20 protein-coding genes and 1 pseudogene are annotated in these 21963 nt (G+C 54.9%); 14 read left to right on the top strand and 7 right to left on the bottom strand.

All coding sequences use genetic code 11. From position 1 onward, the window contains the following. The first annotated feature begins 72 nt into the window (after positions 1 to 72). From RR42_RS41905 to RR42_RS39335, 5 genes are all read left to right on the top strand, one after another. Positions 73 to 1008: a metallophosphoesterase gene (locus RR42_RS41905; protein ID WP_082055251.1), complete on the top strand. Its 936-nt coding sequence runs from the start codon at positions 73 to 75 to the stop codon at positions 1006 to 1008. Positions 1009 to 1228: 220 nt separating this feature from the next. Then, complete coding sequence (locus RR42_RS39320; protein WP_082055252.1) at positions 1229 to 2236, top strand: TnsA endonuclease N-terminal domain-containing protein; 1008 nt, start codon at positions 1229 to 1231, stop codon at positions 2234 to 2236. Positions 2237 to 2241: 5 nt separating this feature from the next. Next, positions 2242 to 4500 (top strand): DDE-type integrase/transposase/recombinase, encoded by a 2259-nt coding sequence (locus RR42_RS39325; protein ID WP_158408342.1) that lies wholly within the window; start codon positions 2242 to 2244, stop codon positions 4498 to 4500. 34 nt (positions 4501 to 4534) lie between these two features. Next, positions 4535 to 6148, top strand: a complete 1614-nt coding sequence (locus RR42_RS39330) for an ATP-binding protein (RefSeq protein WP_158408343.1) — start codon at positions 4535 to 4537, stop codon at positions 6146 to 6148. An 8-nt stretch (positions 6149 to 6156) separates the two neighbouring features. Then, on the top strand, positions 6157 to 7830 hold the full coding sequence (locus RR42_RS39335) for a TnsD family Tn7-like transposition protein (RefSeq protein ID WP_082055255.1): 1674 nt from the start codon (positions 6157 to 6159) through the stop codon (positions 7828 to 7830). A gap of 27 nt (positions 7831 to 7857) precedes the next feature. Here the strand turns inward: RR42_RS39335 and RR42_RS41910 are convergent, their stop codons facing one another. Together RR42_RS41910 and RR42_RS41915 are read right to left on the bottom strand one after the other, a co-directional pair. After that, positions 7858 to 8364 (bottom strand): HAD domain-containing protein, encoded by a 507-nt coding sequence (locus RR42_RS41910; protein WP_158408344.1) that lies wholly within the window; start codon positions 8362 to 8364, stop codon positions 7858 to 7860. Between the two features lie 42 nt (positions 8365 to 8406). Continuing rightward, positions 8407 to 8904 carry an HAD domain-containing protein gene (locus RR42_RS41915; protein ID WP_158408345.1) on the bottom strand — a complete coding sequence of 166 codons (498 nt, stop codon included), beginning with the start codon at positions 8902 to 8904 and terminating at the stop codon, positions 8407 to 8409. A 202-nt stretch (positions 8905 to 9106) separates the two neighbouring features. On the opposite strand from RR42_RS41915, the gene RR42_RS41405 reads away from it, so the two are divergent. Further along, positions 9107 to 9646, top strand: a complete 540-nt coding sequence (locus tag RR42_RS41405; RefSeq protein WP_236702137.1) for a DUF6471 domain-containing protein — start codon at positions 9107 to 9109, stop codon at positions 9644 to 9646. Between the two features lie 381 nt (positions 9647 to 10027). Further along, positions 10028 to 10213 carry a hypothetical protein gene (locus RR42_RS37080; protein WP_043357377.1) on the top strand — a complete coding sequence of 62 codons (186 nt, stop codon included), beginning with the start codon at positions 10028 to 10030 and terminating at the stop codon, positions 10211 to 10213. Between the two features lie 842 nt (positions 10214 to 11055). On the opposite strand, the gene RR42_RS39340 is transcribed toward RR42_RS37080, so the two are convergent. Continuing rightward, positions 11056 to 11379 (bottom strand): H-NS family nucleoid-associated regulatory protein, encoded by a 324-nt coding sequence (locus RR42_RS39340; protein WP_082055256.1) that lies wholly within the window; start codon positions 11377 to 11379, stop codon positions 11056 to 11058. A gap of 342 nt (positions 11380 to 11721) precedes the next feature. Between RR42_RS39340 and ligD the strand changes: the two genes are divergently transcribed. From ligD to RR42_RS37100, 4 genes are all read left to right on the top strand, one after another. Further along, a complete protein-coding gene (gene ligD / locus RR42_RS37085; protein WP_043357378.1) occupies positions 11722 to 14223 on the top strand; it encodes a DNA ligase D in 2502 nt (833 codons plus the stop codon). Between the two features lie 63 nt (positions 14224 to 14286). Further along, complete coding sequence (locus RR42_RS37090; RefSeq protein ID WP_043357380.1) at positions 14287 to 15201, top strand: Ku protein; 915 nt, start codon at positions 14287 to 14289, stop codon at positions 15199 to 15201. After that, complete coding sequence (locus tag RR42_RS37095; protein ID WP_043357382.1) at positions 15198 to 16034, top strand: tetratricopeptide repeat protein; 837 nt, start codon at positions 15198 to 15200, stop codon at positions 16032 to 16034. The genes RR42_RS37090 and RR42_RS37095 overlap by 4 nt, the downstream gene beginning before the upstream one ends. Before the next feature lie 18 nt (positions 16035 to 16052). Next, complete coding sequence (locus RR42_RS37100; RefSeq protein WP_158408348.1) at positions 16053 to 16634, top strand: alpha/beta hydrolase; 582 nt, start codon at positions 16053 to 16055, stop codon at positions 16632 to 16634. A 543-nt stretch (positions 16635 to 17177) separates the two neighbouring features. On the opposite strand, the gene RR42_RS37110 is transcribed toward RR42_RS37100, so the two are convergent. After that, complete coding sequence (locus tag RR42_RS37110) at positions 17178 to 17615, bottom strand: hypothetical protein (RefSeq protein WP_043357386.1); 438 nt, start codon at positions 17613 to 17615, stop codon at positions 17178 to 17180. Positions 17616 to 18167: 552 nt separating this feature from the next. On the opposite strand from RR42_RS37110, the gene RR42_RS37120 reads away from it, so the two are divergent. Then, positions 18168 to 18599, top strand: coding sequence for a GNAT family N-acetyltransferase (locus tag RR42_RS37120; protein WP_043357388.1), 432 nt, complete (start codon positions 18168 to 18170; stop codon positions 18597 to 18599). 136 nt (positions 18600 to 18735) lie between these two features. Beyond that, complete coding sequence (locus RR42_RS40320; protein WP_144410060.1) at positions 18736 to 18984, top strand: hypothetical protein; 249 nt, start codon at positions 18736 to 18738, stop codon at positions 18982 to 18984. Between the two features lie 220 nt (positions 18985 to 19204). Here RR42_RS40320 and RR42_RS37125 read toward each other — a convergent pair whose 3' ends face one another. Together RR42_RS37125 and hfq are read right to left on the bottom strand one after the other, a co-directional pair. Further along, the gene (locus RR42_RS37125; RefSeq protein ID WP_052495217.1) at positions 19205 to 19522 is read right to left on the bottom strand and encodes a hypothetical protein; all 318 of its coding nucleotides are present in this window, start codon (positions 19520 to 19522) and stop codon (positions 19205 to 19207) included. A gap of 69 nt (positions 19523 to 19591) precedes the next feature. Continuing rightward, positions 19592 to 19921 (bottom strand): RNA chaperone Hfq, encoded by a 330-nt coding sequence (gene hfq / locus RR42_RS39345; RefSeq protein ID WP_082055331.1) that lies wholly within the window; start codon positions 19919 to 19921, stop codon positions 19592 to 19594. Between the two features lie 681 nt (positions 19922 to 20602). Between hfq and RR42_RS37130 the strand changes: the two genes are divergently transcribed. Continuing rightward, complete coding sequence (locus RR42_RS37130; protein ID WP_082055257.1) at positions 20603 to 20866, top strand: hypothetical protein; 264 nt, start codon at positions 20603 to 20605, stop codon at positions 20864 to 20866. Between the two features lie 394 nt (positions 20867 to 21260). On the opposite strand, the pseudogene RR42_RS41410 reads toward RR42_RS37130, so the two are convergent. Beyond that, positions 21261 to 21530, bottom strand: a pseudogene (locus tag RR42_RS41410) (IS5/IS1182 family transposase); the annotation flags it as partial. Between the last annotated feature and the right edge of the window lie 433 nt (positions 21531 to 21963).

Here is a 21963-nt window from a genome sequence, read left to right on the forward strand (position 1 = left end):
AGCCACCTCGAACTCCTCCTTGGTCTCCGGGGCCGCGTCGGCGTCCGCCTATGCCGCTGCAAGGAGAGTCAAATGAGAATTCAAATAGCGTCTGACCTGCATTTGGAGTTCCTTGACCGAACGCATCCCAGTTTTATCGGTCTCGCCCCGGCCGAGGATGCAGAAATCCTAGTACTGGCCGGCGACGTCCATAACGGCTGTCGCGGTATGGAGCTCTTCGCCACTTGGCCCGTCCCCGTCATCTATGTGCCTGGGAACCATGAGTACTACGGAAGAGAGTTTCGTGCTCAGCGAGATACCTTTTGCCTTGCGGATGAAGATACTTACCCCAGTGTCATTGCGCTTGAACGGGGTATTTTTGAGTACAAACGGGTACGGTTCCTCGGCGCCACTCTCTGGACAGACTTTAATCTCTATGGTCAGCCCACCAGTGCAAGGCGCCTCTCGGCTACAAGGGTCTATGACTACAGGACCATCCGATTAGCGCACAGCCAATTTGGGACGCGCGACGCCCTCCGTGAGCACCTCAAATCCGTAGTTTGGCTTGACAGCGTACTAGCCGAACCTTTTCCCGGGCTTACTGTGGTAGTCACTCATCATGCACCACACGAGCTTAGTTTAGAAACAGATTTGGCCGGACACCCACTGAATCCAGCATTCGCCTCAAACCTTCAATGGATGTTCGGTCGCTGTTGCCTATGGATTCATGGTCATGTACACGGCAGTTGTGACTATGCTCTCGAAGGGACAAGAATCCTTGCTAACCCGCGAGGCTACCCCGATTTACTGGGTGATTTATCTCTGGCCGATAAGGTGCAGTGGGAGAATCACCAATTCAACCCGAGTCTAGTTGTGGAAATAGACCAATCGACATCTTTTCGTCGTCACTCTATAGCCAGGAACCGGAGAACTCGCGACGAGCGTTCACGCTTTGCGAACTGGCAAGCTGACTCGGGGCCCTTGAATACCTTGACTTGGGACACCGCCTTCGATGGCCTCCCGAGTTGACGTCTTCAGTGCGAAGTTAATCGCATCACGTTGAGGCCATTTCACTCTACCCATGATTTAAACCACTCAACCTCTCCGAAGGCATAGCGGTGGATATCGGAGCTCACCATAACACCTCTAAGGTGTTCTCTGGTGCTCTGAAACCGCCGCCCGGCTTTCTCAAAATCAGAGACAAGTCGATTTAGCCTCTGAATGATTTCTTGACAGTCGAGGTGTCGAGATGAACGTCCGCACACAAAAAATCATCATTGAAACGCTTCTAGGGATACCGCCGATTGTCGTGCCTCCTGAATATTTCAGGTACGCAATGAGCGAGTGGAAGATACAGAAATTTCTCTCGGAGGGGCGCGGATTAGGCGAACGAGAAAACTACAAACCGTGGTTTACCATTGCGGATGTGCCGTCACGCGGCAAGTCTACCCGAGTCTGCGGGGAGGATAGATTCGGTCAACGTACCCTGCACTTTCTTTCCACGAATGAATGGTATGAGTATTTGCACCTTAAGTGGGACCCTACTTGCATCGGGATTAAGGAACAGTACCCTCATCGAGACCGCTTAGAAACCATAGCAGCTGCAGCTCACCTCGAAATCAAACATCCCGAAGACCCTATCTATCACGTTCCTATCGTTATTACCACCGACTTTATCGCCAAATTCCGAGTCGATGGCAGAACCTCAGAGAAAGCAATTGCCGTCAAAGACGTAGATGCACTGGAAAACAAGCGCACAGTCGAAAAGCTGGCACTCGAGGATGAAATTTGCAGCATGCACGGGCTTAAGTGGGATTGCATTACAAACCGCAACCTCCGAACTCCGTATGGAGACAATCTCGAGCGTCTGGATGGATACGACCGAACACTCATTCCGGCATCCGCACAGACCGACCTTATTCTTGCCATATTTCTAAAGTACCCCGGCGCCACCGCTTCCGATGCGTGTTTGGAATGCGACCGAATTTCTGGAACTGAGCAGGGGACACACTTGGCGATGTTGAAATGTATGCTGGCGACAAGACATATTATCACGGATTTACATACCAAGCCCTTTCAGTCGCAGCTCTGCAATGCATTTTTTCCGATGAGAGAACTGGCGACCCGAGCGACATACCTTCAACGATATATCGGGAAGCCGACACATGCCTTAGTTCCGCCCCCACTGGCGTCAATGCCGGGGGGACCAACATCCTCGAACCCTTATAGGATTTACGGCTATATCAAAGGGGAATGACCATCATGGAAACCACATTCGATGAAGATGTCGCCATCGCGGAAAACCTCGTCCTTCACGAGAAAGCAACCGGAGCGCGCTATGCTGTAGTGGTTCGTGGATGGTCGGCTGAACTGCCCACCGCCTTGGAAAGGATAGACATGCCGGACCAATGGCCCATCTCAATTCCACGCGAAAAGCTCGCCAAAGCAATTAGGGCTAAAGAGTACGTCATTGACTATTCCTACACGGAAAGTCGAATCTCATATCTTCCTCCGAGCGCTGGACCAGAGACTAAAAAAAGGAAGGTTTCAAAAAAAGATAAAAAAGAGCGATTGATAACACATCACGTAACGTCCGGAAAGGCGGCGGCCGACGACAGGAGGTGGACACTACTCCAGGACGTCCTTAAAAGTCCGGAGTATCTACAAATCGTTTATGGAATCAACAGAACAAAAAATCTCGAAGCCCTGGCCTTGCGATTCAAGGTGTCACGTCCCCACCTGAGGACCGTGCTTATGCTTTATTGGAGTAACGGGCTGAGTAAGGCTGCAATTCAGACTGACCTCGATAAATGCGGCAATGAAGGTCAATGCCACAATTCGAAAAACAACGTGAGGCTGGGCGGACCACGCACATTCGCGCTTGATGAAGGTCTCGGCGCGCTAGCTAACGAGCAAACCAGAAAACATCTTCAAATCGCAGCGGATTACTATTTCGCAAGCAAAAACGCCACACACGAAAAGGCAGTCGATTACATTACTGGCTTATATTTAACAACAATCACGAAGGCAGAAAACGGCATAATTCGAACCATAGAACTTCAGAAAGCATTTCGCCCAACCGTTCGACAACTTCGTCATTTCATATACAAAAACTATCCAAACGGAACTCGCAAACCGACCCGCGCCACTCAGAAGGAGTGGGACCTCTTATTCCGTGGTCTGGAAGGACGCGCCACTGATATTGCACATGGGCCCGGCGAGCGATTTCAAATAGATGCCACCATTGCCGATGTCTACATAGTGAGTCGCTTAGACCGGCGGTTTGTAATCGCGCGTCCCACGATATACTTCATAATCGACACGTGGAGTCGTCTCATTGTCGGGATGTACGTCGGGCTCGAGCCACCATCATGGGCTGCCGCAATGATGGCGCTCATCAACTGCGTTGAGGACAAGGTCCAATTCTGCAAACACCATAACATTTCCATAGAGCATTGGCAATGGCCCGCTGCACATTTGCCAGCATGCCTTTTGGGTGACAAGGGTGAGCTTTTGAGCATCAGGCTTGTAAGGGATGTAGTAGACGTCCTAGGGGTCAGAATCGACAACGCCCCCGGTGGTCGCCCTGATTTGAAGGCGATAGTCGAGAGAAGATTCGGCATCTATCCTTCCTCTTTTGGACCTTGGATGCCAGGACACGTAGAACGTGATTGGGCGAAGAAGGGCCTACCGGACGGGCGCGAAACCGCAGCCTACGACCTCGAAGAATTTACCACTGCGGTCATTCTCGCAGTCATAGACCACAATACTAATCGCGTGATAATGGATTTTGACGCTCCGCCTAAAATGGTGGGTGATGGAATTCCTCCTATTCCCTACCTCCTCTGGCAGTGGGGCATCGCAAACCTGGGGGGAGTTCTAACCAAACGCCCTGTTGAGGAAGTACGCATGTATGTCTATCCGGAAGTTGACGTCGCGGTGACCGAGCATGGCATTAATTACGAGCACGTGTTCTACAGCAGTCCGACCAGCGAAGCACAGGGGTGGAAAGCGAGAGCTCGAAACAAAGGAGTCTGGCACATCCTGGGCCGCGCCAACCCCAACCGATTAGGGGACCTTTACATTCCGATTGGCGGTCGCAAGTTCGAAAAATGCGTACTTGCAGAATCTGAGCTTAATGATATAACTTGGTGCGAACGAGAGGACCTATATCTTCGAGGTCGTGAAAATGAAGAGGTAGGCCACGCACAGGCTCAACCAGGTCGCGTTGGTGGAATTCTCGCTCAACAAACAGTACAAGATGACGCGACAGCACAAACCGAGGCAGTCTTGTACGCCTCAGATTTAAGACACCCCATTAAGAAGCACATAAAGCAAGCGACCAAAGCGGAACGCGAACTTCGAAAAAAATTTGGCATACCACCTGCCCCCAAGCCGAAGTTGGACGCTCAACCTGTCGATGATACGTCCCTAACAGGTGCGTCTCGTCAGCAAAAGGCCGAGGCCATTCAACGCCAAATTGATGCGCGGAATGCGCAACCTAATGATGACAAGAGCTAAGCGAGACAGCCCAGCGACTGGGGACTTACCCAGCATGCCCAATAGGGCGATTGCAATCAAGTCAGAAGAGGAACTTCTTGAGTATCTAGAGGAATTACTCGATGTCGAGCGACACAGCGAGGCCCTTTGCAATCTTCCGGAGTATTCTCCGGAGGAGCGGCAACTGCCTAAGGCCATGCGTATGCGCCGCGTCGGTAGGCTCGAAACGTTCTACCAAACGCTGCCCCGTGATTACGAGGTATTGAATGCGCTTATCAGATGCATTATCAACGGATACGAGTATCGCCCGCGTCGCTCGCGTCCAGATATAACCGAAACGCCCCCTCGCAACGTCGAGAAACTTGTTAAGCGCAGCATTGAAAGTGTGCGCTACAGACCCATTCGCTTCCAAGACTTAGGCCCTACTAGCGCTCCAATGGCCAGTCTACTCGGTTTATCAGGTCTGGGCAAAACGCACACTATTCATAATGCGCTGACGTTCATCCCTCAAAAGGTCGAATGTCCCGATGGCGTCATTCAGGTAGTGTGGATTTATGTTCAGTGCTCTCCGTACGGTCAATTAAAAGAGGCGCTCCGGGACATTATTCTAGCAATCGACAACCTAGCACCCACCGAACACATAAAAGAAGTAAGCAAGAAAGCTGGCACTGATGAATTAGGACTGAAGGTTCGAAAGCTGTGCGAACACCATCGCGTAGGAATTATAGTATTCGACGAAATACAAAATGCCTTGGTCCAAAGAGGCGTTACTCAGCACGCTGTTTTGAACTTTTTCGTGAAATTAAATAACCGCGACAATAATTCCAACAATACCTCCGACGTCAGCTCTGATAATGGCTCTCTGATACCCATATTTTTCCTCGGCACCTCCAATGCAAAGCAACTGCTGAAAGAAACAGTGTACTCATTGCGACGAGCGGAAAAGTATGGTGAATATGAGTGGGCTCCCTGCGGGCTGAACACGGAGTGGAATAACTTTTTCAGCGCCCTATGGGAATATCAATGGACAAAAAAATTTGCCAAGCCGACTCCACAGTTGAGCCTCGCCTTGCATGACTTGTCCCAAGGAATTTTTGGAATAGCGACTTGCTTGTTTCAACTCGCCCAAATTCATGCTATTGAGCACGGTATGGAGGAGCTGACACCGAAGCTTCTTTATGAGGTCTTTGAACAAAGGATGAGCATGTTGATACCAGTTATTGAAGGAATAAGAAACGGTGATGTGGACAAAATGTCACGGTATGAGGACATCATAGCCAACGAACTCAAGAAAATCAGAGGTGCCATCTCTTCAAAAACTGGCAACGGGACAACGACAGAAGAAACTCCAAAAGAGCTTTCGGAAGAAGCGGCAAAAGCCTCAACTAATTACAGCGAAGCCAAAACATTCCTAGATAAAATTTTTTCCGAAGAAGAAAAAGTAGTAGCGCTACGCGAGCTACTCGACATCTGGAGAGAAACGAAAGGACTTCTCGCGTCCTCCGCCCTAGTTCAGAAGGTCCACGGAAGAATACTGAAGGAAAGACGCCAAAACCTGAAGCACAGCTCACCTGGACCTTCGAAGGACGTCAAGAGGCCAACGCCCACATTCGAAGAAGTAATAAAGCGCGCTAAGGATTCTGCGAAAAATTCACAAAAAGGCCGCTGAGAGCAACCGTGACACGAGTCGCCCTTTCCTATCCATACCCGGACGAGCTGCTATATAGCGTTATTAGTCGATATCTTTCTAGCGTTGGCCCTACTAGCCGAACAGAGCTGATGAAAGCGCTCACTGGTCGTCAAGGAAAGCCTGTTATCGACTTGCCTAAATATTTGAACCGTGTCAGCGAGGTGACTTTTGAATCCTGGGGGCTGACTGGTCTTGAGATTGCCAACCGATTTACCCTTGCCCCGCTTTACACTTGGCCTCTTTCTTTGGCTGACGCAAACGAATGTCTCGATAAGCTCCTCGGGTCAGAACCTGCCACAGCCCATAAGGATTTGAAGGTGACGGGAGAATACGTCACCCGCCCAGCGCACCTCCGAATTTGCCCAGTATGTCTAAAAGAGGATATCCGCAAGTATGATGGCATTACGTATTGGCATCGAGTTCATCAAATCCCCGGTTTGTTGATTTGTCCGGACCATAATGTCCCGCTGGTGAACACAACAGCTACATACGACAACCGAAGTATTCGCACGTGGGAGGATGCGAACAACGTGTCGCTACTGGAGGGGCCACTTGCCACGGAGAACTTTACAACCACGCAAATGGCGCAAGCTTATGCCATTTCGGTGCTTCTCCATACTATGCTGCAAGGACTACTACCAAAGCCAGAGTCGTCGTTTAAGGACTATTACACTTTGCGCGCATTCGATGCCGGAATTATAAATAGCACATTAAGAGTAGACAGACGCGCCATCATTAGCTCGTTTCTCAACTTTTATCAGCAAAGCTTTCTTCACGCACTCGGGCTTCCAGAAGTAACAGAACGAAGGCATTGCTGGCTTACACAAGTGCTATTCAATCTAAAATATAAGATTACTCCTCTGCATCATTCAGTGTTACTGCGGTTCTTTGATGCACTAGACGGACTACCTTCTAGGCCAGAAAATTTTTCGCACGGCCCATATCGTTGCCTTAATGTAGAATGTAGGAAATCACCTTTGCCGACAGCAATAGCGGAGTCATTTCATCGGACTTCTACAGGGCTACGCATAACGGCCAAATGTTCATGCGGCTTTATAATTGAATTTTCCGACAGCAAGGACGCTGTTCCGATTGAGCCCACCATAATTGCCTTCAGCCCAAAATGGCTCGAAGATGTGAATCGTCTAAACAATGCCGGCTCCAGCGCCCTACAGATTTCCAAAATAATGTCGACAACGGCCCAAATAATACGGCGAGTTATTGGCGGCAATGCGGATTTTTTGGGGCTATCGTTCGATGAACGGCGAATCGAAGCACTAGAGGAGAAATGGAGAGAGGTGACTACGGAAAGCTCTGTATTGGAAGCCAAACGGAATTATCCGGAACTGTACCGCCTGCTTTTTGCCTACGATAGGAAATGGTTGTATAAGTATAATCGCGCCTCTAACCGAAGAGTGGCACCTCCAGTACGGGCACCCAGGGCATTCACGCCCGAGCGCGACTTAGACTGGAGTAAGCGTGCAACATTAGCCGTAGAGAAAGAACTCAAGACACGAAGCACCAACTACCCCTATACCCGTGGCATTCTTGCAATGTCCGCAGGACTCAATTCCCAAGTAATCTCCGAAAATGCAGAAAGACTTCCGCTAACCATGCTTGCACTTGAACGCGGCGTTCGTATACTAAATCAAAAGAATTAAATTTCATCTATTTGTCAAAATTTGAATTTAGCTTTTAACATTGGATTGGAGCTTTTCCAGTATTTTCCACAATTGAGATAAAGGCGAATCATCGCTTAGCCCCAATTCCGGATTGGTCCTTATCAAGCGCCATGCATTATCTCGACTCCATCCTTCCTCTCTGTCGTCGAGCACGCACCAACACTTGAATCGTTTGGCGCGGACGTAGCGCGCAATGACCTCATATTGAGTAGCAGTCCTCAGTAATCCGGACATTCGTGGCTTCCCAATCGGTTCCGTGGCGCCTTCTACTCTCCTCGCGAGTTCAATTGGCATTCTGGAAGTGAAACCATCAAGCGGCAGCATGAGTAGCAAACTCGTTCTTAGCACTATAGCCGAGTCGAACCTGTTCACGAGGTCAATCAACAACGGTGACCAGCGCCAGTAGCGTCGTCCTTCATCGCTCTCCGCGTCAATAGGCGGTAGGCCTGCACCACAAGGCACCAGTACACCCTCGATGTTGAGGAATATGCGGATTCGCTCACAGTTTTTCATGGCGCTTCACTCGCGGCACGTCGCGACACGCCACGCCCCACCTCATCCTGCAATTCCCACCGTGCGTAACAGCCGAACGAGCGCCGCATAGACCTGAGGCTCTCTTAGTCCTTCCTCGCTTGTCGCAATCAGACTTACGTCTTCAGTCTCCGGAAGGACCTGGTTCCAATCCGAATCCAAGACGATAAGGGCGGAGGGCGAACGGCGTCTCAGGTCGCATCGGAGCCATTCCCTCCTCACGCAGGAATTCCTCAAATGGAATCGCAGCAGGCGATTTCCTGGAAGGGTTGAACCGACTACGCGCGCTCGCAGCGCCGGCGGTAGGTGTTGAACAGCATGCTGATAGCCGATGAAGAATGGCCACCAGCTGTGCAGAACGATACGTGTGTCGGGATAAGGAAGAAGGAGCTCTTCCAGGCGTTCGGCGTTCTCGAATAGGCGATGGCCAGGACTACGCAGATGCGGCGTGCGTCCGCTCTCGAATGTCACAGGGCGCGGGTGAAGGACTCCATCCGTGTTTAGATAGAGGGTAACCGGCACGGCGAACCTCCGGAGGCGGAGGGCTGGCAGGACGCGAATTCGCCACAATCGGGTTACATGTGGCTAGAATGGCGATGCCATGCCGTTGGGGAAGGGTCGACGCTGCCTTGACGGTTCGAGTTCTACTTCTTCACGTCGACCATACATCCGTTTTCGCAGTGCGAAATGACGGAGGGATGGCTATTGCAAATGGAATGCTCACGTGCCTCACACTGACTCTGCGTGGACCCGCCTAGCGGGCCGGACTGCGCGCGGGGTTTTGGCGCGCAAGGACTGCTCATTTGAGGAGCTTGCCGTCCTGATGTCCGCGACTGGCATCCCGGAATCCTTCAGAAGCGTTGAAAGCAAGATTCGGAGAGGAAGTTTCAGCTTCGCATTCTTCCTGGCAATGCTTTGGGCCGTCAGCGCCGAATGCCCCGCCCAATGGAGGCAGTTCGTTCATTCCGAGCAAACCTGGGAGGACGCCGCGCACCATATCTTCCTTCATGAAGCCGCCGCTCACCGACTGAACCTGGACGACTTACCTAGGCGGTTGGAAGCCTTCGCCAGTGTTCGTAGGCGAGGCACACTGACAGCCCAGGTTACGGCCGGCACGTTTCCTTTCACACTCCTGCTGCAACTAGCCTCCGTTGTTCGCATTCCAGACTTTTCAAGGTTTGTAGACGACATCGACCTGGCCGCCGCCGCAGCCGATGACGCCGTCACGGCCGCCAGCAAGCGACCCCCACCGCCCCGGCCTTAGAGCGACTGCTGGGGTTCGATGCTGGTTAGCAGCGTTCCTGTTCCTACTTGACACCGGTAGCCCCGCAATCGTGCGGCCGGTTCCGTGCGCCCCGCGGTCATTTGGTGCGTAAATATACGTACCATAGTATACCGATGCGACCGTAATGCCAAGCGAAATCTGCGCCCAATGCCACGGAGGCTTTGGGTACGCCGCTATGGGTACGGCCAATAGGAACGCGCCATAGACAACACGCGGCGAGGTCAAGCTTGGCTTCGTCGACAAGTCCGGGCGAGCAGGGAGTAGACGGCATTCAGCGGCACCGTAGCGGGAGCGTCCTGGCGGAAGTTGGCCGGTGCGGCTGAGTGCGTGATGGCAGCCGAGGAATTGGAGGATTAAGAGATGTCCAAGATGAGCAGACTGATGCGCTTCGCCTCGTCACAGAAGAATGTCGACAGAGTCGCCTTCTGGGGCGGGGTGATTGTAGGGATATACTTCGTGTTTGTTGTTGGAGCGATGACCTTACGGCTCCCGCGCTTGGGGACGCGTGAACGTGCAGGCAAATTGGATACTTACGGAAGCTATTGATGCTGCGAAGGCTGACTGGTGCTCTGGCTAAGACGGCCTTCGCAAATTGGAAGCAGCGCTATTCATGCTCGGCTACGACCTGAGCCGCGCCGACGAACGCAATCCGATGGCCGAGGCAGCATAGTTATCCCCAGCGCCATTCCCCCAGGGGTGGCGCATACACGTCGCCACTGCAGATGGAACTCCACTGCGCACCGTTCCATCCGCCACGACCTGCCCCCGTCGACGCTCACGTCCCTGAGCTCGTTCGAGTCCGCTTTCGCACATCAAGTGCGTAGGCAGACTATAAGCCGCAACGGGGCACTATTAATCAACCATCCTCTCGTGCTTCTAAGCGCCCTAGAAGCTATTCTGGGCTAACGGTCGTCCAACCATCCGAATCGGCACGACCCATCTTCTCGCCTGGCATCTGCTGCAGTTCGGCAATTTTCCCTACCCGCCCCAGGCAGGGCTCAAGATGGATGAAGAAGCCGCCCCGTAGCGCGAACCATCTAAGCATCTCGATTGCTCGACAGTAGCAACCCTGAAGCTACACTAGAAATACTCCCTGCTATCCGCATCGGGGGCAACCAGTTTCACCGATTGAGCAGAGGCATTTCCGGAGCTTGCAGTCTTTCTCTTGGCTCTGGAAGTGCCGGTGTCGGCCCCGGGCACCACTGGGTGAGTTAACGCGGATACATTCTCGTCATCATCTTGCGGTCATTCTACGGATAAGCCTATAGTCCGCCTGATTCGCACAAACAAAAAGCCCTTCTGTCACATCGAAGGGCTTTCTTGTTTCCAGACTTCTAAGTCAATGCGGCACGCCTGTACCAAGCAGCGGAAAATGGCGCAGCCCCAAATCACGCTTCTGGAATCAAAAACTTGTCGCGATTCTTGCCGAGCCAAGCCGGCGCACGGCCACGGCCAGTCCAAGTTGCACCCGTCTTGGGGTCTTGATACTTCGGCGGCAAGGATGACTTGGATTTTGCCGGACCCTTAGCTGCCGTTCCTGCAGCGGGACGGCCACGGCGTCGCTTTGGAGCAATGTCTTCCGCGGTCAACTCGTACTGCGCCATCAGGGCTTGAATCTGTTCAATAACGCCAGCGACCTCTGTTGCACGCACTTCGAGGAGTTGCGCCTCAATTTTTTCCTTTTCTGCCAGAAGTTGCTTGTATGTCGCCATTGTCTTTCTCCGTTTCAGTAGTAATTTCAGCATCGTACATTATTTCGGAGATTGCAACTCTCTACAACCGCATTTCGGCATCCGCACCAATCAATCTGTGCATCGCAGACGCCTTTATTTCCCTCGTTTACCGGTCGATACTTGTGGCGGTGCACGTGGCTTCCGTTGTACTGCAATATCCTTTGGTCGAGACCGGAGCACTTCGAACAATTCCGCATGCGCCGGTGCGGACCGCCGGATGAAGCGCTAGATGCGTCGTTCTGTCGGTAGTGAGTCGGTATCGCACTGATTACATTCTTCGCTTGGGTTGGCGGCCCGCTCGGACTAGTCGTAGACTGGGCCATGGCCGCTGACCGTATCCGCCCTCCGCTCTCCCAGTATGAGCAGAAGCGTGACTTCAATGTCACGCCCGAGCCTGCTTCTCAGATTTTTAGCCACCCGACGCCGGTCAAAGGCCTTTTCGTCATCCAAAAGCACTGGGCTGGCCGTCTCCACTATGACTTTCGCCTGGAGCTCGATGGAGTCTTACTGAGTTGGGCTGTTCCCAAGGGTCCAAGCTTCGACCCGCAGCAAAAACGGATGGCCATCCACGTCGAAGACCATCCCCTCGACTACGCAAACTTTGAGGGCTCCATTCCGCCAAAACAGTATGGCGCAGGCGTGGTTCTCGTGTGGGACCGTGGAACCTGGGAGCCGGTAGGCGACCCGCACGTGGGAATGAACAACGGAAAACTCATTTTCCAACTCCACGGGGAAAAACTCGCCGGCCTGTGGGAGTTCGTGCGCATCTCCAAGCCTGAAGACAAGCAAGACTCGTGGATGCTATTCAAGAAGCCCGATGAGTGGGCACAACCGCTCGCCGAGTATGACGTCGTCAAAGCGCTGCCTGACAGCGTCATCGACAGACCGCTAGGACTGGTCGAGCAGCGCGAGCCGAAAACCTCTTTTGCGAATCCGCCCGCCGCGGTATCAAAAATCGACTTGTCGCTTGCTGTCAAAGCCGACCTGCCCGCGAAGCTAGAGCCACAGCTAGCCACCTTAGCAACCTCACTGCCGAAAGGCGATGACTGGATAGTCGAGATGAAGTTCGACGGCTATCGCATGATGGCGCGCATCGACAAGGGACGAGTCCGCTTGTTCACGAGAGGCGGCCATGACTGGACCAATAAACTGAAGAGTCTCGCTGCCGGAGTAGAGAAAGTGGGCATCACAAGCGCTTGGCTCGATGGAGAGCTCGTGGTCCTCAAGGACGGACTCCCTGACTTCAATGCTTTGCAGAACGCTATTGACGGCGCTCGCAATGAGAACATCGTCTACTTCCTCTTCGATATCCCTTATTGGAACGGCCAAGACCTCCGAAAGGTGCCCCTGACCGCCCGGCAAGCGCTCCTGGAGCATCTCATCGGAGAGCCCACCGAGCGGATTCGAATCAGCCAGCATTTCGACGCGCCGCCGGCGCAGGTTTTCAAGGCCGCAAGCGAATTGGGGCTAGAGGGCTTGATGTTCAAGCGGCAAGACGCACCGTACGTGTCGACACGTACGCAAACGTGGCTAAAGGCGAAATGCACACTCCGCCAAGAATTCGTCATCTGTGGTTTCCTCGACCGGAGTGCTGCGCCCCAGGAAGTCGGTAGCCTATTGCTCGGCTACCACGTGGACGGCAAGCTCCGCTATGCCGGCAACGTCGGCACAGGTTGGGATGCCAAGACCGGCCGAGACCTGTGGACCCGCTTGACCGCACTTGCAGCTCCTTCCGCGCCGTTTGACGCTGAATCAGTCAAACCGGGGCGCTGGTCCAAGCGCAGTGCGGGTAGCGAGCATTGGGTCCGGCCATTGCTGGTCGCAGAGGTTGCCTTCGCCGAGTGGACGCCTGAGGGTCATGTGCGACAAGCCTCGTTCAAAGGTTTGCGCACCGACAAGCCGACAAGCCAAATCATCCGGGAGGTCAAGACCACCGCTGCAGTGCCCGTGCCAAGCTCGGTCAAGGTGACCCATTCTGAGCGGGTCATCGACCCGACGACCGGTCTCACAAAGCTCGACCTAGTTCGCTACTACGAGAGTGTTGCGGAGTGGATGCTACCTCACCTGAAGGACCGCCCACTCTCGATGCTGCGCGCGCCCAATGGCATCACCGAAGAACAGTTTTTTCAGAAACACCCAGAGAGCAAGATGCCGTGGCTCAAAGAGCACGACCCCGCCTTGTGGCCGGGTCACGCTGCCTTGCTCACCGTCGGCAGCCTGGACGCGCTTGTATCCGCTGCTCAGATGAATGTTGTGGAGTTCCATACCTGGAACTCTGTGGTCAAGCGCCTCAACAAGCCTGACAGGGTCATCTTCGACCTGGACCCTGGTGAAGACCTGAAGTGGCCGTACATGCAGGAAGCGGCACTCCTTGTCCGCACACTACTGACCGAACTTGGGCTCAAAGCCTGGCTGAAGACCAGCGGCGGGAAAGGCTTGCACGTGGTGGTGCCGCTGTTGCCAAGGCTTGACTACGATGCCGTGAAGGGATTCTCCCAGGCGTTTGTACAACACATTGCCAGAACCATCCCCCAAAGGTTTTCTGCAACGTCTGGGCCCGCGAATCGTAAGGGGAAGGTCTTCGTCGATTACCTGCGCAACGGGATGGGCCAGACGACCGTGGCAGCATTCTCTGCCCGGGCCCGCCCTGGCTTGGGGGTGTCCATGCCAGTGACGTGGGAGCAGCTTATGTCGCTGAAAAGTGGCGCGCAATGGACTGTCGCGACAGCGCGCGACTACCTTAGCTTCCAAACCGCGGACCCATGGCGTGACTATTGGTCGACGCGGCAGTCATTGACGACAGCACTTAAGCGGCTAAGCTGACCTTAGCGCGCGTGCGTTTGCCTCAGTTGCTCGGTGCAACAGTGTCGAGGCGTGGAGGATAGTATGCCGGCCCATTCCATCGCATCGTTGTCCCTTTCCTTCGGCTTGGTTTCCATACCGGTCAAGCTATACACCGCCACGGAGAGTCAGAGCGCCGTCAAGTTCAACTACATGTGCAAGGACGGCTCCCGCGCCAAGCAACAGTACGTTTCAGAGAAGACAGGTCAGGTGGTTGAGCGTGCTGACCTGCAGAAGGGCTACGAGTTTGATAAGGACCGCTATGTCCTATTCTCGCCGGAGGAGCTAAAGGCGTTGGAGGAAAGCGCAAACCATGTCGTCGAAATCGTGGCGTTCATCCCAGAGAAGACTGTCGACCCACTGTACTATGACAAGGCGTACTTCGTCGCACCCGACAAGCGGGGCAGCAAGCCCTACAACTTGCTGAAGGACGCCATGCTGAAGAGCGGCCGCTGCGCGCTGGCAAAGTGGGCATCGAAAGGGAAGACGCATATGGTGCAGATTCGCCCGGCAGAGGATGGCTTGGTGTTCCAGCAGTTGCTGTTCGCTGATGAAGTCCGGTCAATGAAAGAACTGCACATCGAACAGGTCGACGTTTCCGACGCCGAGTTAAAGCTTGCGCTGCAAATTATTGACCAGGCCGCAGAGGATAGCTACGAGCCCACGCAATACGAGGACGAAGAGAAGAAGCGCATCCTTCAGGCCATCGACGCGAAGATTGCAGGCAAACAGATTGTCTCGCCCGAGCAAGTCGAGGTGTCGGCCAGCGGCCAAGTTATTGACCTTATGGAAGCGCTGCGAGCAAGCTTGGCTAAGGGTGGCAGAAAAGCCAAGCCGCCAGCGGCCACGGCCAAAGCGCCTGTCGAGGAAGTCGCGGACCTCGTAACGAAGGAGCGCAAGAGCGTGAAACGCGCTGAGAAGGTCGCTGAAGCACCCTCGCGAGTACGAGCTCGGAAGTGACGGCCCCCAACTCGGACCATCACTACTCTCTGCGCAGCCTACAGTCTTTGCTCGGCGTGCCCCGTAGAGTGGTGACTGGCCTGATGGAGGCCGGCTTCGTGAACCCAAGCCGTGGCCCCCGGAACGAACTCCGCTTCACGTTTCAAGATGTGGTGCTGCTGCGCACAGCTTATCAACTGCAAGCGGCGAACATTTCTTCGCGCAAGATTGTTCGTGCCTTAGCCAGTTTGAGAGCAAAGCTGCCGGAAGAATTGCCGCTGACAGGACTCCGCATTTCAGCCGTTGGCAACACGATTACCGTACGGTCTGGTCCTGACCAGTGGGAAGCCGATTCCGGGCAATTGTTGCTTGACTTCGAGGTGGCCCCGCTTCGGGGTGCTGTGACGTTTCTTGACAGCGCGCCTGGAAGTACGGCGAGTCGGGAGCAGGGAGGAGAATGGTTTGCACTGGCCGAGCAGTTGGCCGTTTCCGACCCACAAGGCTCAGAACATGCCTATCGGAAAGCCATGGAGTTGTCGACCGTGCCACACTACGAGGCCTACACAAATTTGGGTGTCCTGCTGGTGGAGAGCGGCCGATGTGTGGAGGCGCTGACCATGTTCGACAGAGCCTTGGAACACTTTCCGGCTGATAGCCTACTCCACTTCAACCGCGCCGTCGTAATGGAGGAACTCACTCGCGACGAGGATGCTGCAAGCAGCTACAGAAAATGCTTGGAGCTGGAACCAGACTACGCAGACGCCCACTTCAACCTGGCCCGATTGAGTGAATTGCGCGGCGACAAACAAATTGCTTTGCGACACTACAACGCGTACCGCCGACTCTGCCCGTAGTTGATGGATATGAGCACCATGTATGCCCTGAGACCTTTCGCAATTGACACCGGTGCCGAAGTATTGGCCGCCGACCGGCTTGAGGTGGATGGCCGCGCCAGTTGCCTCCTGCTGCATGGCGGCGCAGCTATGAGCGAACGGTCCCACTGGCTTGTGCTCCGGCAGAATCTCGCGAGCCATGGGATTGGGACGGTTGCCGTGGATTTCTCCGGGCACGGAGAAAGCTCGGCACGAACACCCAACTCCCTGAGTAAGCGCTACGACGAAGCAATTGCAGCTTTGCAGTACCTTGATGAAGCCGACTCGCGCGCTGTTATCGGCATCAGCATGAGCGGCGAAATCGCAGTACGCCTTGCCGCTGACCCTAACAATCGCATCAGGCGACTGGTCACATTGGTCGGCGCCGCCTACGATTCGGCCGCATTCGAGGCTCCCTTCGGCCCAGCCTTCACCAAGATACTCCGCACGCCGCAAAGCTGGCTGCGCTCGGTTGCCTTCGAACAGATAGCGTCCTTTCCTGGCCGCTTAACCGTGGTCCGCACAACCGAGGACACTATCGTTCCGGCCACCATCGGTGAGCTGCTCATTGCGAACGCCTGATGTGCCGAGCATGCGGAAATTGTAGACATCCCCAATACGGACCACGCTCTCGGCATGCCCTTGCAAGCACAGCCGGGGCTAGTCGACCGCCTCGGAAACGTCATCTCTCGCGCCATCCTTGCCGGACAGCGGGGCAAATGACTACTGTGGCTTGGCGCCACGCGCAGGCCGATGTCGCTTTGTCGGATGACGAGACTGAATGGCTAAAGCTGCGGTTGCAACGAAAGCGCGAAACTCCGCCTTAGTCGTCGTCTTCCCCGTGGTGTCCATGGTGCCGGTGGCCCCAGTACCCGTACGGACCATAATATCCACCATAGTACCCACCATCGTACGGCACCACGACGCAACCGCCGAGCAGCGTAGACACGGCAATCAGCAATGCGAGAAAGGCTTTCATGGCGTTTCCCTCATCTTGAACAAGTGCGGAGAGGCCAAGCTGGCCTCCCAGCCAACTGGCACTCTCCACAAAGCCCCTGCACTCGAGCATCGTTGCTATGGCCTTCGCCTTCGCAACCGACCTCCTGTTCGCTCGATGGGAGCAGCTTACTGCTTCTTCGTCTTGTCTACATTGGCACCGGCTGCGTCCTTCGCAGCACCGGCCTGTGCCTCCGGCTTCGCGACATCCACCTTGGCCTTCGCCTTGTCGGCACCATCAACCTTCGCCATGCCAGTGTCCCCCTTGGCGGCCTTCGTCTTGCTCGCCTTGTGATGGGTGCCCTTGGCGGACTTGGTGGCGTCAGCTTTAGCGTCAGCCTCCTCCTTGCTGGCGTTGGCTTGAGCCTTTGCTTCATCGCCCTGCGCGCTGACATTCTTCTTGTCCTTGTCGGCTTTTGCCTGCGTGGCGCTCTTTTCCTTGACGACCTTTACCTGGTCTTTCGTCGCCCCTGATTGCGGCTGAGTCGCGGAAGCTGGCACACCAGTCTGCGCGAAAACGGTACCGACGAGGGCTGCAGAGGCGAGAGCAGCGAACAGCTTCTTCATGACGTGAACTCCTGAGGAATCTTTAGCAGCTCGGCAATGCGCCGTGCTTACCACCAGAAACGGGACTGTCCCGAGCCGAGTTGACTCAGAACTCGTGACAATCCGTAAGTTCTGAAACAGGCAAGCTTAAGACGCGAGCACGGCCCGATGCGCCTCCACCCCCAACACGGGTCTTCGTCCTTTCGGCGCAGAAGATGCTCGCGTGTGTTGCAGCCTCAAAAGGCTGGCTGGAAACCTAGCGCCTCGACGTCGTGTTACAGAAAGTCACCGCTGTGCGAATCCGCTAATACACTGTCGAGCCATGCTGACCTAGAGTCTCTGCAAGAGAAAAAGGAGGAGAAAATCATGCGAAAGGCCGCAGCGCTCTTGCTTCTGGTCGGCGTTACCGCGCTTGGCTCCAACATGGCTGAGGCGCGGGTGGACGTCGGTATTGGTATTGGCATCCCGTTGCCAGCGGTTGTCGCCCCGCCCCCGGTCTTAGCGCTAGGCTGATGGGTAACATTCGGAACGCCGAGACTTCCATCATCAATCATTCGATTCAAAGGTAACGCTATGAGGCCGCGCCGTGCGACCAAGGCAGACCTTCGTGATGTGGAAGCATTGCTTCGGTCGTGCTCGCTGTCCGTTGGCGGAATACATAGCGAAGCGGTGCAATTTCATGTCAGCCGGGACAAGATTGGCCTCCTCGGCTGTGCCGGTATCGAGGTGTTCGGTGACAGGGTTGGCCTGTTGCGAGGAGTCGCTGTCGCCCAGCGCGCGAGACGGGCAGGGCTGGCTGCCTTGCTAGTGTCCGCACTGGTCGCCGATGTCCGCTTGCGTGGCATCGCTACCCTGGTCGTCGGAACTGAAACTGCCGCCGGCTATTTCTCCCGCCTTGGTTTCACGCCTGCCGACCTTGCTGCCATCCCTCTTGAATTACTGGCTTCCCGTGAATTCGCTAATGCCAGTATCAGTGAAACGCCTCTATTGAAGGCTGAGCTCTAGCTACACAGCACGGTGAACTATCTCGCTGCAGCACTACCGAGCCGCCCAGAGCCACGACCGACACATGCCGAGTCGTAACCGCTCACGGTTTGCATTGAAGTAGCCCTTACGGCGCGTGATGAGGAGGGATAGAGTCGTGCCAAAATCAATTGACGGCAGGCTTGGACTGACTGCAGACAACGTCAACGAGGAACCCGAAGCCAACGGCCGGATTGAAGAACTACCCGTTCTCAAGGCTCGCGCCATTCTCTATATTTCGCGCAGACATCTCGACAACATCGTCGGATGCGCTGCACGTGGCAGGTTCTATCTGAAAAGCGAAGGCGGTTTCCAGATTTCGCTAACCACCGCTCTCGCCTACCGAAAAGCAAATTCCAGAGGATAAAAGCGGCGGCGTTCAATCTCACGGAAGCCACCTGACGAAACGCGCCGCCGGAAAGATGGCGCAGGGACCCTTCGGCATTCTGGATTCGACCCATCTGATTTCTCAGGCCAGTCGCGGCTCATTGCCTTCGCCGGCCCTTGGCGTAGACTTCCCCGTTCGCCGACCGCTCTGTTGAGGCGTTACCAGCGCACTCGAACCTCTGTTGGCGAGCTAACGGCCCTCAGTAATCGCACCTCTGCCTAGCCAGCGATTCCCTCGTGAAGCCATGACTGACGCGCAACTGATGCTCGACCGCAATCACCTGGTCCTGGCACGCAAACAACAAGTCGTCCTTGAACTTCTGCGAAGCACCCTTGATGCGTTGAGCTTCATAGGAGGTCTGCCTCGCACGACAGCGCAGATACAACAACGTCGCCTTGGGAGCCAGCTTAAGCTCCGCCTTGTCGAGAGGCTTACATTCGACATAGGTTTGGGCGAAGCCGCCTTGGCTCGGTAGCAATGCCGAGAAAAGCAAAAATGAAGAAAGAATACGCGACATGAACGTGTCATCACTTGAGGTGCCGGCCGGGCGTACCTTCTATCGTCGGCTGAAACCTGCCGAAGAGAGCTACTCGTTTCCGCCATTCTCCCCCGTTGGACTGCGTTTTCCTGTCACCGCGAGAGGCTCCTTGGAGTCACTTCCTGCGTTCGTGCGCGAGTCTGGGCGAGCGCCTGAACCCGGCTGACGGACACCGGTCGGCGCCTGGATGGTCGAAATTGCTCGCTTGTACACAATTTGCATGCCGCCGGGTCCGCTCAGCATCACCACGTACTGGTCGAATGACGCGATTGAACCGGTTAGCTTGATTCCGTTGACCAAGTACACCTCGACACGCTTCCGCTCTTTGCGTGCCGAATTCAAGAAGTCGTTTTGCGGATAAGAGAGCTCAGGATTCATTTGGTGTCGAATAGTCCAGACAGCCAAGTTGCAGCCGTGCCAACACAGCCTGCGACCACCGAGTCGGGTCCCGTCAAGGTTCAACTCTTCGAACTCGACCCGCTTTCTTCGATGCAGCAGCATGTTGGCCTCGCAATGCAGAAGACAAGCGTGTGAGGTGAAATTATGCTCCGTTTTTCCACACGCGCAGGGGCGCAGTCCAGCAGGAAGTTGAGCGCTAAAGGAACCCACGTCGCCGGCTGTACGTGGATGCCGTGAAGGACGCTCTCGAGCGCTTTACACCGGTCTCAGTACCTTTTCGATTAGGAAATCAACACAAGCAGATTTCAAATGTCTTCGTTGGGATGACACGGTCGACGCGCCTCCTATGCATAGCCATGCATCGAGAACGACTGTCGTCTGAATCGGGCGCTTCACCCCACGCTTCTTGAAATCAGAGCGTCTGGCTCCCTACCGCATTTGAGGTGTCACCGGTACTCTGGCTTCGGGAGACGCATGCGGACATGACTTTACATTTGGATGCTGATATGAGCTCGTTGCAAATAGCCGTAAGTCATAAGCCTCATGACAAATGTATGAGTTTTTGCAACGCACAATCCAGCCGAGCGAACCTATACTCGAGGCTACCTTTTACTGGCCCGGGGGAACAAATAACCACCTAACAAAGAAAGGAGGTGGGAAATGCTGAAGAAAATTGCACTACTCGCCGTAACAGGGGCCGCACTTTGCGCTGCAGCGGCCTACGCCGGCAACGGCCAGCGGGATGTTTACACCGATGGCGCTGGCACAATGGGGCCGCGTGACCCCTATACCGATGGAGGAAGAGTCGGGAAATTCGACGTGTATTCTGATGGCGCCAGAGTCACAGACCGTCGTGATGTTTTCACCGATGGAGCGCGAGTCACAGACCGACGCGATGCGTTCACCGATGGCGCGCATATCTAAGGCGGGCATCCAGTAGCCCACAGAATTAGTTGGCGGAAGGGGGCGTCCAGCGCCACCCATCCGCAATTTGGTAGCCCTCCAAAGGTGCCCGCCTTTGGGGGCGTTGTTTTTTAAGGCAACCGCGCGCAGGGCCGTCGCTCACACAAAGGCGCTCCGTGGATGCCGCCATAATGTTGGACTGCGTGCGGGCCGGCGTCACGGCATCTCAACGAGAAGCCTGTTTCCCTGCTGGGCACAAACATTTCTGCATTTCAGGCTCGTAGATGGATTTGCTCGACAAATCGCCCACCTCTGCGGCGAACGATGGCCCATCTTTGCGCCACCGCCAATGGTGAGCCAGGAACTCCATAAGGCTTCCTGGCTCCCTATCTGTCGGCGCCGGTTTGACAATACAAGGATGGCCGATTCTGCATAACGGCAGGCTCCCAGTCGCAACCTGAATCATGGCCTCCGATGCGTCGGTATGCTGGTCGTAATCACTGCCTAGGCGGCGCCAGCGGACCATCCAACCAAACGTGCGCTCGCCCCCAGCAAAATCAATCTGCTGCTCGTGGCGGCGCACCACCTCGACCACGAAGTCAGGCCTCGCCGCCTTGTACCTCAGCGCCAGGCGGTTGCAGGCTCCATCGGCAAAGAAGTGCTTCAGACCAGGCCAACGGCTCTTTTGCCCCCCGCGTTCGCGCCAGAGTCAGCGGGGACTCGTAGCCAAGGTTCTTTGGTGGACTGGAAGCCTATCTACCACGCGTGAAAAAAGAACCCGCGTCGCTTGGAAGGCAACGCGGGTGGCAGCAGGACTACATCGCCGGTCTATGGAGAATTAATAGTCTTTCATCTGAGAATTAAACAGCGTTCTCCGGCCTATCTCTTGGTCATTGTGCCCGGCCGCGAAAACGGAGTGGTCAGCGACCGACATGCGGACGTCACGCACCATCAAGGTTAACCCGCAATCACTGCAATATCAGGCCCATGCAGCACTTGATTGACACCAAACCGACACGGGGATTGTGTTCAATGCGTGGGCGATTTCTGCAGCGTCATCTGCGAGTTCACCGTCGCTTCCGGCTAGAGCACTCTTGGGCAGGCTACCGCCCGTTGCC

Origin of the sequence: Cupriavidus basilensis, from assembly GCF_000832305.1 — a bacterium.
Taxonomy (GTDB): Bacteria; Pseudomonadota; Gammaproteobacteria; order Burkholderiales; family Burkholderiaceae; genus Cupriavidus; species Cupriavidus basilensis_F.

Excerpts from the sequence above, each read along its gene's own strand:
- RR42_RS41905 (WP_082055251.1), top strand. The coding sequence starts at position 73 with ATGAGAATTCAAATAGCGTCTGACCTGCATTTGGAGTTCCTTGACCGA.
- RR42_RS39320 (WP_082055252.1), top strand. The coding sequence starts at position 1,229 with ATGAACGTCCGCACACAAAAAATCATCATTGAAACGCTTCTAGGGATA.
- RR42_RS39325 (WP_158408342.1), top strand. The coding sequence starts at position 2,242 with ATGGAAACCACATTCGATGAAGATGTCGCCATCGCGGAAAACCTCGTC.
- RR42_RS39330 (WP_158408343.1), top strand. The coding sequence starts at position 4,535 with ATGCCCAATAGGGCGATTGCAATCAAGTCAGAAGAGGAACTTCTTGAG.
- RR42_RS41910 (WP_158408344.1), bottom strand. The coding sequence starts at position 8,364 with ATGAAAAACTGTGAGCGAATCCGCATATTCCTCAACATCGAGGGTGTA.
- RR42_RS37080 (WP_043357377.1), top strand. The coding sequence starts at position 10,028 with ATGTCCAAGATGAGCAGACTGATGCGCTTCGCCTCGTCACAGAAGAAT.
- RR42_RS39340 (WP_082055256.1), bottom strand. The coding sequence starts at position 11,379 with ATGGCGACATACAAGCAACTTCTGGCAGAAAAGGAAAAAATTGAGGCG.
- ligD (WP_043357378.1), top strand. The coding sequence starts at position 11,722 with ATGGCCGCTGACCGTATCCGCCCTCCGCTCTCCCAGTATGAGCAGAAG.
- RR42_RS37090 (WP_043357380.1), top strand. The coding sequence starts at position 14,287 with ATGCCGGCCCATTCCATCGCATCGTTGTCCCTTTCCTTCGGCTTGGTT.
- RR42_RS37100 (WP_158408348.1), top strand. The coding sequence starts at position 16,053 with ATGTATGCCCTGAGACCTTTCGCAATTGACACCGGTGCCGAAGTATTG.
- RR42_RS37110 (WP_043357386.1), bottom strand. The coding sequence starts at position 17,615 with ATGAAGAAGCTGTTCGCTGCTCTCGCCTCTGCAGCCCTCGTCGGTACC.
- RR42_RS37120 (WP_043357388.1), top strand. The coding sequence starts at position 18,168 with ATGAGGCCGCGCCGTGCGACCAAGGCAGACCTTCGTGATGTGGAAGCA.
- RR42_RS37125 (WP_052495217.1), bottom strand. The coding sequence starts at position 19,522 with ATGTCGCGTATTCTTTCTTCATTTTTGCTTTTCTCGGCATTGCTACCG.
- hfq (WP_082055331.1), bottom strand. The coding sequence starts at position 19,921 with ATGAATCCTGAGCTCTCTTATCCGCAAAACGACTTCTTGAATTCGGCA.
- RR42_RS37130 (WP_082055257.1), top strand. The coding sequence starts at position 20,603 with ATGCTGAAGAAAATTGCACTACTCGCCGTAACAGGGGCCGCACTTTGC.